The sequence below is a fragment of the Rhodoferax sp. genome, assembly GCF_011391645.1.
In the GTDB taxonomy this organism is placed as follows: Bacteria; Pseudomonadota; Gammaproteobacteria; order Burkholderiales; family Burkholderiaceae_C; genus Rhodoferax.
In genome coordinates, this window is the sequence record NZ_JAABQC010000111.1 from 1 (window position 1) to 8,576 (window position 8,576).

Below are 8,576 nucleotides of genomic sequence, written 5' to 3' on the forward strand. Positions count from 1 at the left end.
AGCACACCCAGTCCCAACGACCACGAATTGCCCCCATTGCCCAGCAGCCCACCGGGCTTGTACCGCCATTACAAGGGCGGCTGGTACGAGGTGGTGGACACCGTGCGCTGCAGCGAAACGTTGCAGGCCATGACCTTGTATCGCGCACTCTATGACGGCTTCGGACTCTGGGTCCGGCCTGCAGCCATGTTTGCTGAAACCGGCTTTTTCAACGGCAAGGATCAAGCCCGTTTTGTGCGACAAGACCCAGCCAAAGTGCCAGTGGGCGACCTTGCCACGGCCACTGCGCTGATTGCCTACCTGCGAGCACTCGCACTGTCGCAATCCATCGAACTCGACACCGCATTGCGCCAACCGCCTCCGCTGCCCGACACTTGTTGCGGGCGGGGTTGCGATGGCTGTGTGTGGGAAAGCTATTTCACGGCGCTGGGCCATTGGCGGGACGATGCCTGCGGCCTGCTGCAAATGTCGGCTCTGCCCTAGACTTGCACCACGAAGCATCCCAGGAAGGCTCAGTCTCATGACCGATCAATTCATTGAATTCACCACCGACAAACAATTCGTCCGGCGTGTGCGTGAACTCAAAACCATCGAAGTGATGATCAACATGTACTGCGCCGCCCACCATGACGGCATCCCACGGTGCGCCGACTGCAATGACTTGTTTGACTACGCGCAGCGGCGCCTGCAGCGCTGCGTGTTCGGCGACGCCAAACCAAATTGTGCCAAGTGCGTCGTGCATTGCTACACCAGGGACATGCGTGAAAAGACAAGGGTCGTGATGCGCTGGGCCGGGCCGCGCATGCTGCTGCGGCACCCGGTGTTGGGTATCCGGCACCTTTTGGCTGACCGCAAGCCCATTCCCGTGTTGCCAAACAAGCACGCAGCCAGGCCATCGGCTAAAGAGTGATGAATGGGTACATTGCATCCAGCCAAAGTCAGACCAGCCCAGATGCGCCTTGCAGTTCTCGCTTTAAGTCAGCCTGCTTCTGACCGGGGCATGGAATTTGAGGTGTAAAAACGAAAAAACCCTGAAGCATTTCTGCTTCAAGGTTGTTCGTTTGGTGCGGCTGGCAGGAATTGAACCCACGACCCTCTGGTTCGTAGCCAGATACTCTATCCAACTGAGCTACAGCCGCTAAGCTGCGTATTCTAGCAACGAAACCCGCCCATTTCACCCAAAGCCCCGCTCATGGCCCTGAAAAACTTGTCATTTTTTGCGCTTCCGGCTGGTTGCGCATCCAGTCCGCTGTTTGAAAAAACGACTTGTTCAGCCGTTCGCGCAACTCCGGAGGCACACCGGTCTCAAGCATGGCCTGATCCATGCACGCCAGCCATTGGTCGCGCTCGACCAGACCAACCTTGAAGGGCATGTGCCGCGCTTTCAGGCGCGGGTGACCAAAACGATCGGTGTAATGCTGCGGGCCGCCAAGCCATCCGCACAAAAACCAGAACAGCTTTTGCCGGGCATCGTCGAGCACCGAGCCATGCACCACGCGCAACTCGGCGTAACCCGGCTCAAGATCCATCAGATCGTAGAAGCGCTCGACCAGCGCATGCACGCGCGGTTCGCCACCGATCCAAGCGAACGGTGTGTCAAAAGCAGGTTTTTCTTCGATATTCATCGTCATATTGGGTTGGGGAGCATTTCATTCACATGCAGGGCGCTGCAGAAAAAACAGCGAATCATTGTGCCGCATTGCGCAGCGTTTGAACCACCGGGCGGCTCAGCACCTCACGCAGCCCCCACCAGCCGGCCGCCAGCGCCAGCACGGCACCGGCCAGCGAACCCAGCAGCGGCACCCACAGCGACACCACCCAGTCAAATTCAAACACAAAGCGCGCCAGTGCCCAACCCACCGCGCTGGCCACAATCGACGCCAGAAAACCGGCCAGCAGGCCCACGCCAGCCAGTTCAATACGTTGCACCTGGCGCAACAGGCTGGCGCGCGCGCCCACGGCGCGCATGATGGCATATTCGCGGGCGCGCTCCTCGCGCGTGGCGGTCACTGCGGCAAACAGCACCACCAGGCCGGCAGCCAGGGCAAAGGCAAACAAAAACTCCACCGCGCCGATCACCTGATCGAGCACGCGCTGGATCTGTGCGATGGTGGCGGTCATGTTGACACTGGTGATGTTGGGAAACTGGCGCACCAGCGTGTTATCAAAACCTGTCGTCTCGGGCGCCTTGAAGGCGCTCATATAGGTGGCGGGCACGCCCTCGAGCGTGTCCACCGGGTACATGACAAAGAAGTTGGCCCGCATCGAGGCCCAGTCCACCTTGCGCAGCGAGGTGATTTTGGACACGGTCTGCATGCCGCCCACGTCAAAGGTCAGGCTGTCACCCAATTTGACACCCAGGGTCTCGGCAATGCCCTCCTCCACGCTGATGGCGCCTGCCTCATTGGCCTGCCAGCGCCCCGCCACCACCACATTCTGGGTTGGCTGGGCGGCGCTGTGTGAGAGGTTGAATTCGCGGTCCACCAGGCGCCGGGCGCGATCATCCGTGTAATCGTCAGGGCTGACGTTGCGCCCATTGATGGCCACCAGGCGGCCACGGATCATGGGGAACCAGTCAAACTCGGTGACGCCCGCGTTTTTCAGCGCCTGGGTAAATGCCGGGCCCTGCTCGGGCATGACATTGATGACAAAGCGGTTGGGCGCGCCGGGCGGCGAAGCTGCGCGCCAACTGCTGATCAGGTCGGTGCGCAGCAGCACCAGCAGCACCAGCGCCAGCAAGCCCACCGCCAGGCTGCTGACCTGCACCACGGCAAACGCGGGGCGGGCAGCAATTTGGCGGGTGGCCAGCACCACGGCAGTGGGCGCCGTGGCATCGTTGACAACGGCGCGCAGCAGCTTGACCGCCAACCAACTCAGGCCGGCAAACAACAGCGTCGCCGCGGCAAAACCGCCGACCGCAATCAGGCCCAACTTGAGGTCGCTGCTCGCCGCCAGCAACAAGGCGGCAAAACCCGCCACGCCCAGGCCCAGCACCAAGAGCGATGCCGGCTTGAGCCCGCCCACGTCACGCCGGATCACGCGCAGCGCCGGCACCTGAGCCAACTGCAGCACCGGTGGCAGGCCAAAAGCCAGCAACAGCGTCAGCCCCATGCCCAGGCCAAACAGCACCGGCCAAATGCCCGGGGCTGGCAAGGCCGAGTCCACCAGGCCCGCGAGCAAGGCGACAAAACCGTAGTGCACCAAAAAGCCCAGCAACACGCCCAAGGCGCTGGCCAGCAGGCCGATCAGCACAAATTCAAAGGTGTAGGCCGCAGCAATGGTGCGCTGTGGCAAGCCCAGCACCCGCAGCATGGCGCAGTCGTCCAAGTGGCTGGCGGCAAAACCGCGGGCAGCCAGGGCAACTGCCACCGCGCTGAGCAAAGCCGCCAGCAGGGCCACGAGATTGAGGAACTTTTCAGCCCGCGAGAGCGTGGTGCTTAGCTCAGGGCGGCCGCCTTCCAGCGCCTCCACCCGGGCGCCGCGCACGGCTTTCGACTCGACCTGGGCCTGCGCCCAATCGACAAAACGTTTCACCGCCGGGTCAGCGCCTGCCACCGCCAGCTGAAACCGCAGCCGGCTGGCGGGCTGGATCAGGCCGGTGGCTTGAACATCGGCCTGATTGATCATGACGCGCGGTGCAAAATTCATGAAACCCGCGCCACGATCAGGCTCATTCACAATGATGCGGCTCACTTTAAACGTGCTGTCGCCCAGCAGCAGATCGCCCCCGACTGGCACTTCAAGCGCCTCCAGCAAGGCAGCGTCGGCCCAGGCCTGACCAGGCTGGGGAATCTCGCTGGTCAGGGCACCGTTTGAGTCTGGCTGCTCGCTCACGCGCATGCGCCCGCGCAACGGGTAGCCATCGGCGACCACCTTGAGCGACACCAGCTTGATGGCGCCGCCGGCCAGCTCGGGCGCGCGCGCCATGGTCGGAAAACTCAGGTTGATGGTCTGCTGCAATCCCAGTGCCTTGACTTGCGCCAGAAAGGCTTCTGGAATCGGGTTGTCACTGACCACCACGGCGTCGCCGCCCATTAGTTGACGCGCATCGCGCTGCAAACCGCCCTTGAGCCGGTCGGCAAAAAAGCCAACAGCGGTAAGCGCCGCCACCGCCAGCGTCACGGCCACCATCAACAAACGCAGCTCGCCGGCGCGCAAATCACGCGTAAGGGAACGCCAGCCCAATTGCAAAAATGAAATCTTCATGCAGTGACGATACCGCACTCAGGCAAAAACTGGCGCCCCACCAACCCAGCAACCCGACGCCGCAGGCGTATTTGCGCGAGTCAAATCAGCGCCGGGGCGCGAATGGCTGCCAATTCAGGCTGCAGTTGCAGACGATGGGCCCCGCTGTAGCAAAGAAAGCGCTTGTTGGTGGCCCGTCCAATGGCGCACAGGCCCAGGCGCAGCGCCACGTCCAACCCCATTTGCGTGATGCCGCTGCGCGACACCACAATCGGCACGCCCATTTGCGCGGACTTGATGACCATTTCGCTGGTGAGCCGACCGGTGGTGTAGAAAACTTTGTCAGCGCCAGACATCTTTTTCTCTGGATTCATCCACATCCAGCCGGCGATAGTGTCGATTGCGTTGTGGCGGCCCACATCTTCCACAAACACCAGCATCTCCGGGCCATGAAACAGCGCGCAGCCATGCACCGAGCCCGATGATTTATAGGTGGTTTCCTGCAGCCGGATGGCGTTGACGATGCCGTACAGATCGGCTTGCGAGAACGTGGCCGCGGGCAGCGTGATGCTGTCCACCTCGGCCATCAGGTCGCCGAACACGCTGCCCTGGCCACAGCCGGTGGTGACCACCCGCTTGGCGGTGCGCGCCTCGATGTCCGAGATACCCTGGCGGGTTTTGACGGCGGCGGCACCCACCTCCCAGTCGACCGTGATGGACTCGACCTCGGCCACGCTGGCCACCAGCCGCTGGTTGCGCAAAAAGCCCAGCACCAGCAACTCGGGGTGGGCACCCAGCGTCATGAGCGTGACCAACTCACGTTTGTCCACGTAAACGGTGAGCGCGCGCTCAGCCGGGATGGACACGGTGTCTGACTCGCCAAACTCGTTGACGACCATCACCTCGCGCGTGAGCGGCGCGCGGGCCTGGGTTAGGCGCGGCAGCAAGTTCAGGATTTCTTGGCGGGAACAGCCGCAGACGCTGCGGGTGCAGCTGCTGCGGCGGGTGCAGCCCCGGCAGGCACGTAAACAAACGGTCCGGGGTCAGCGCATGCGCTGGCCGGGGCAGCGCCTTTGCCCGAGGTCTTCAGGTAATGCGCCGCCGCTTTGTCTTGCGCCTGGCACAGCTTGAAGGCGTCCACCTTGCCGGCCCAGGCGGTTTTGGCGGCGGCCTCGGCCGCCTTGGCCTTGGCCTCTTCCGTGGGGGGTGGCAGCTTGGCAAAGGCGGCTGAACCCAGCGAGGCCAATGCGGCAGCGGCAAACAGGCTTGTCATCCAATTTTTCATAAATTTGTCTCCGAGGTCTCAAACGCTAACCGGTTTCCCTGTCGGGCTGGACGGCGCGGGTGCGGAACCGCGTTGCGCAGGAATCTTGCCCGACTTGACATCGTTGTACCAAAGCTCATGGTGTTCCCTGGCCCAGGTTTCATCGACGTAGCCGGTCTTCATGCCCTCGATGGCGCCCTCGGTGATCCAGCCCAGATAGATGTGACCCATGAACATGACGATCATCAGGATGTTGGACACCGAATGCACCATGTGGGCAATCTGCATGGTGCCGCGCTCGTAGACCAAGCCGGGAATCAGCTTGTCCATCACCAGGCCGGAGCCCACAACCACCAGACCCAACACAAACACGCCACCCCAGAACACAAGCTTTTCACCGGCGTTGTAGCGGCCAGACTTGACCTCGTGCTCCGAGAACATGCCGCCGCCCTTGAGCAGCCAGTTCAGGTCGCCCTTGGCAGGCAGGTTGTCGCGCAGAAAAGTGACGATGACAATCAGCAGCGACACCGCAAACAGCGGGCCGGCAAAGTTGTGCGCGTTCTTGAGCCCGTAAGCCAACCAGCCAAACAGTGTGCTGCCCATGAGCGGCAGCAGAAAGAATTGCCCGAAGGCCATCACCACGCCGGAAATCGCCAGAATGACGAATGCGATCGCGTTCGCCCAGTGCGCGGAACGCTCGAACGGCGTAAAACGCTCCAGCATGCGGCCGCTCGGCTGATCCTTGAGTTTGATGGTGCCAACACGCCAATAGGCCAGGCCGATGGCGCCCAGCACGATCAACAGCAGCGAGCCACCGTAGGGAATCAGCCAGTTGTTGCGCACCTGGCGCCAGGCTTCGCCGGCATTGGTCAGGCGCGACCCCGGATACTGTACAAACGGCTGAATCAGCACCCCGGCTTCGGGCGCCTCGGATTTGGGCAGGCTGCTGACCCCCGCCACGCCTGCGCCCACCTGGCGCCACATGGGCGCGTTGTTGCCGGGCTGCACCACGGCGCGCTCGCCATTGGTCTGGGTGGCGTAACCGGGCTCTTCGCTGGCATCAGGCTTGACCTCGAAGATATTCTGGCTCTGGATGCCGGGCATGGCCGCCGCGGGTGCGGCAACGGTCGCGGGGTCTGTTGCAGGCGCAGCGGCGGGGGCGGTTTGCGCCACCGCGCTGCCCCAGCACAGGGCCAGTGCGGCAAAGACTGGAAAGGCTTTTTTCATGACGGCCTCCTGCTCAGTTCATGCGGGTGTAGTCGTTTTGACCATACTCGCTGCGCGCCTTCAACTGGGCTTCCCAACTGGCCTTGTCCCCCGGTTTCCAGTCAGGCTCGACATAGGGCTTGCCGGTCCCGGTAAAGGCCGCGCTGTCTTGTTTGCTGGCGGTCAGTTCCTGGGGCTTGTCGCCGCAGGCAGCCAGACCGGCCACCATGATGACCGCAAAAATGATTCTTTTCATGATTTCGCTCCTTCAGGGGCGGCAGCGCCAGGTTGACCCGCCTGTTTGGATCCGTAGGCTGTACCCCAGCCCCAGACCTCGGCACCCTTGCCGCGGCGCAACACGCGGTTGCGGAAGATGTCGGCCACCACATCGCCGTCGCCGCCAATCAACGCCTTGGTCGAGCACATTTCGGCGCAGGCCGGCAACTTGCCCTCGGCCAGTCGGTTGCGACCATATTTCTCGAACTCAGCCTGACTGCCGTTGGCTTCCGGGCCACCGGCGCAAAAGGTGCACTTGTCCATCTTGCCGCGCACCCCAAAGGTGCCCGCCGAAGGAAACTGCGGCGCGCCAAACGGGCAGGCATAGGAGCAGTAACCGCAGCCAATGCACACATCCTTGTCGTGCAGCACCACACCCTCGTCGGTGCGGTAGAAGCAGTTGACCGGGCACACCGCCATGCAGGGCGCATCGCTGCAATGCATGCAGGCCACCGAGATCGATTTTTCACCGGGCACGCCGTCGTTGAGGGTGACCACGCGGCGGCGGTTCACACCCCAGGGCACTTCGTGCTCGTTTTTGCACGCGGTGACGCAACCGTTGCATTCAATACAGCGTTCTGCATCGCAGACAAATTTCATCCGGGCCATGTTTTTCTCCTTATGCGCGTTCGATATTGCAAACGGTGGTCTTGGTTTCCTGCATCATCGTGACGCTGTCGTAACCATAGGTGGTGGCGGTATTGATGGCTTCGCCGCGCACGATGGGTGCCGCGCCCGTTGGGTAATAGGCCAGCATGTCGGCGCCCTGCCAGTGCCCGGAGAAGTGAAACGGCATGAACACCGTGTCGGGACCCACGCGCTCGGTCACCATCGCCTGCACATTGAGGCGCGCGCCAGTGGGCGTGGACACCCAGGCGCGCTCGCCATTGCGGATGCCCTTGTCGGCCGCCACCTTGGGGTTGATCTCGATGAACATCTCCTGTTGCAACTCGGCCAGCCAGGGGTTGGAGCGGGTTTCCTCGCCGCCGCCCTCGTACTCGGTCAGGCGCCCCGAAGTCATGATGAACGGGAACTTCTCGTGCACCTTGTCAGCCACCGCTTTGTCCTGCACCGTCTTGTACAAGGTCGGCAGGCGCCAGAAGGCTTTTTTGTCGTCGTGCGTCGGGTACTTGGCCACCAAATCGGGGCGAATGCCGTACAACGGTTCGCGGTGCTTGGGAATGGCATCGGGGAAGTTCCACACCACGGCGCGCGCCTTGGCGTTGCCGAACACATGGCAGCCGTGCACCTTGAGCACCACGCGCTGGATGCCGCCCGACAGGTCGGTTTTCCAGTTCTTGCCTTCAGCCGCTGTTTTTTCGGCGTCGGTCAAGTCGTTCCACCAGCCCAGCTTTTTGAGCAGCACATGGTCGAACTCAGGGTAACCCGTGGTGATGTCGGCACCCAGTGAATGGGAGCCGTCCTCGGCCAGCAGGTTGACGCCGTCTTTTTCCACGCCGAAGTTGGCGCGGAAGTTGCCGCCGCCATCCATCACGTGTTTGGACGTGTCGTACAAGTTGGGTGAACCCGGGTGCTTGAGCTCTGGCGTGCCGTAACAAGGCCATGGCAAACCAAAATAATCGCCGGTGAAGTCGTAGCCGGTTTCCTTGTCCTTGCCGCCTTTGGCGCGCAGGGTTTTCACGTC

The 8,576-nt window shown here is 62.3% G+C and carries 10 protein-coding genes, 1 tRNA gene and 1 pseudogene; 3 read left to right on the forward strand and 9 right to left on the reverse strand.

Features of this window, described 5'->3' with window-relative positions; genetic code table 11:
* Window positions 1–27: 27 nt before the first annotated feature.
* From GPS82_RS12175 to GPS82_RS12185, 3 genes and pseudogenes are all read left to right on the forward strand, one after another.
* Window positions 28–240 (forward strand): annotated as a pseudogene (locus GPS82_RS12175) (DUF1653 domain-containing protein); the annotation flags it as partial.
* A 21-nt stretch (window positions 241–261) separates the two neighbouring features.
* Window positions 262–483, forward strand: coding sequence for an oxidoreductase-like domain-containing protein (locus GPS82_RS12180; protein WP_296495101.1), 222 nt, complete (start codon window positions 262–264; stop codon window positions 481–483).
* Between the two features lie 37 nt (window positions 484–520).
* On the forward strand, window positions 521–910 hold the full coding sequence (locus GPS82_RS12185) for a nitrous oxide-stimulated promoter family protein (protein ID WP_296495083.1): 390 nt from the start codon (window positions 521–523) through the stop codon (window positions 908–910).
* A gap of 152 nt (window positions 911–1,062) precedes the next feature.
* Here the strand turns inward: GPS82_RS12185 and GPS82_RS12190 are convergent.
* The 9 genes from GPS82_RS12190 to GPS82_RS12230 all read right to left on the reverse strand — a co-directional run.
* Window positions 1,063–1,139 (reverse strand) — tRNA-Arg (locus GPS82_RS12190).
* 51 nt (window positions 1,140–1,190) lie between these two features.
* The gene (locus GPS82_RS12195; protein WP_296495086.1) at window positions 1,191–1,625 is read right to left on the reverse strand and encodes a group II truncated hemoglobin; all 435 of its coding nucleotides are present in this window, start codon (window positions 1,623–1,625) and stop codon (window positions 1,191–1,193) included.
* Between the two features lie 61 nt (window positions 1,626–1,686).
* Complete coding sequence (locus tag GPS82_RS12200; protein ID WP_296495088.1) at window positions 1,687–4,206, reverse strand: FtsX-like permease family protein; 2,520 nt, start codon at window positions 4,204–4,206, stop codon at window positions 1,687–1,689.
* 80 nt (window positions 4,207–4,286) lie between these two features.
* A complete protein-coding gene (locus GPS82_RS12205; protein WP_296495104.1) occupies window positions 4,287–5,084 on the reverse strand; it encodes a formate dehydrogenase accessory sulfurtransferase FdhD in 798 nt (265 codons plus the stop codon).
* A 50-nt stretch (window positions 5,085–5,134) separates the two neighbouring features.
* Window positions 5,135–5,470, reverse strand: a complete 336-nt coding sequence (locus GPS82_RS12210; protein ID WP_296495091.1) for a hypothetical protein — start codon at window positions 5,468–5,470, stop codon at window positions 5,135–5,137.
* Window positions 5,471–5,488: 18 nt separating this feature from the next.
* The gene (locus tag GPS82_RS12215) at window positions 5,489–6,676 is read right to left on the reverse strand and encodes a formate dehydrogenase subunit gamma (protein WP_296495094.1); all 1,188 of its coding nucleotides are present in this window, start codon (window positions 6,674–6,676) and stop codon (window positions 5,489–5,491) included.
* Window positions 6,677–6,689: 13 nt separating this feature from the next.
* A complete protein-coding gene (locus tag GPS82_RS12220; RefSeq protein ID WP_296495095.1) occupies window positions 6,690–6,911 on the reverse strand; it encodes a hypothetical protein in 222 nt (73 codons plus the stop codon).
* On the reverse strand, window positions 6,908–7,540 hold the full coding sequence (gene fdh3B, locus GPS82_RS12225; RefSeq protein ID WP_296495098.1) for a formate dehydrogenase FDH3 subunit beta: 633 nt from the start codon (window positions 7,538–7,540) through the stop codon (window positions 6,908–6,910). Before fdh3B ends, GPS82_RS12220 begins: the two co-directional genes overlap by 4 nt.
* A 10-nt stretch (window positions 7,541–7,550) precedes the next feature.
* Window positions 7,551–8,576 (reverse strand): formate dehydrogenase subunit alpha (locus GPS82_RS12230; RefSeq protein WP_296495100.1); only part of this gene is annotated, 1,026 nt, incomplete at its 5' end.

Excerpts from the sequence above, each read along its gene's own strand:
- GPS82_RS12185 (WP_296495083.1), top strand. The coding sequence starts at position 521 with ATGACCGATCAATTCATTGAATTCACCACCGACAAACAATTCGTCCGG.
- GPS82_RS12195 (WP_296495086.1), bottom strand. The coding sequence starts at position 1,625 with ATGAATATCGAAGAAAAACCTGCTTTTGACACACCGTTCGCTTGGATC.
- GPS82_RS12200 (WP_296495088.1), bottom strand. The coding sequence starts at position 4,206 with ATGAAGATTTCATTTTTGCAATTGGGCTGGCGTTCCCTTACGCGTGAT.
- GPS82_RS12205 (WP_296495104.1), bottom strand. The coding sequence starts at position 5,084 with ATGGTCGTCAACGAGTTTGGCGAGTCAGACACCGTGTCCATCCCGGCT.
- GPS82_RS12210 (WP_296495091.1), bottom strand. The coding sequence starts at position 5,470 with ATGAAAAATTGGATGACAAGCCTGTTTGCCGCTGCCGCATTGGCCTCG.
- GPS82_RS12215 (WP_296495094.1), bottom strand. The coding sequence starts at position 6,676 with ATGAAAAAAGCCTTTCCAGTCTTTGCCGCACTGGCCCTGTGCTGGGGC.
- GPS82_RS12220 (WP_296495095.1), bottom strand. The coding sequence starts at position 6,911 with ATGAAAAGAATCATTTTTGCGGTCATCATGGTGGCCGGTCTGGCTGCC.
- fdh3B (WP_296495098.1), bottom strand. The coding sequence starts at position 7,540 with ATGGCCCGGATGAAATTTGTCTGCGATGCAGAACGCTGTATTGAATGC.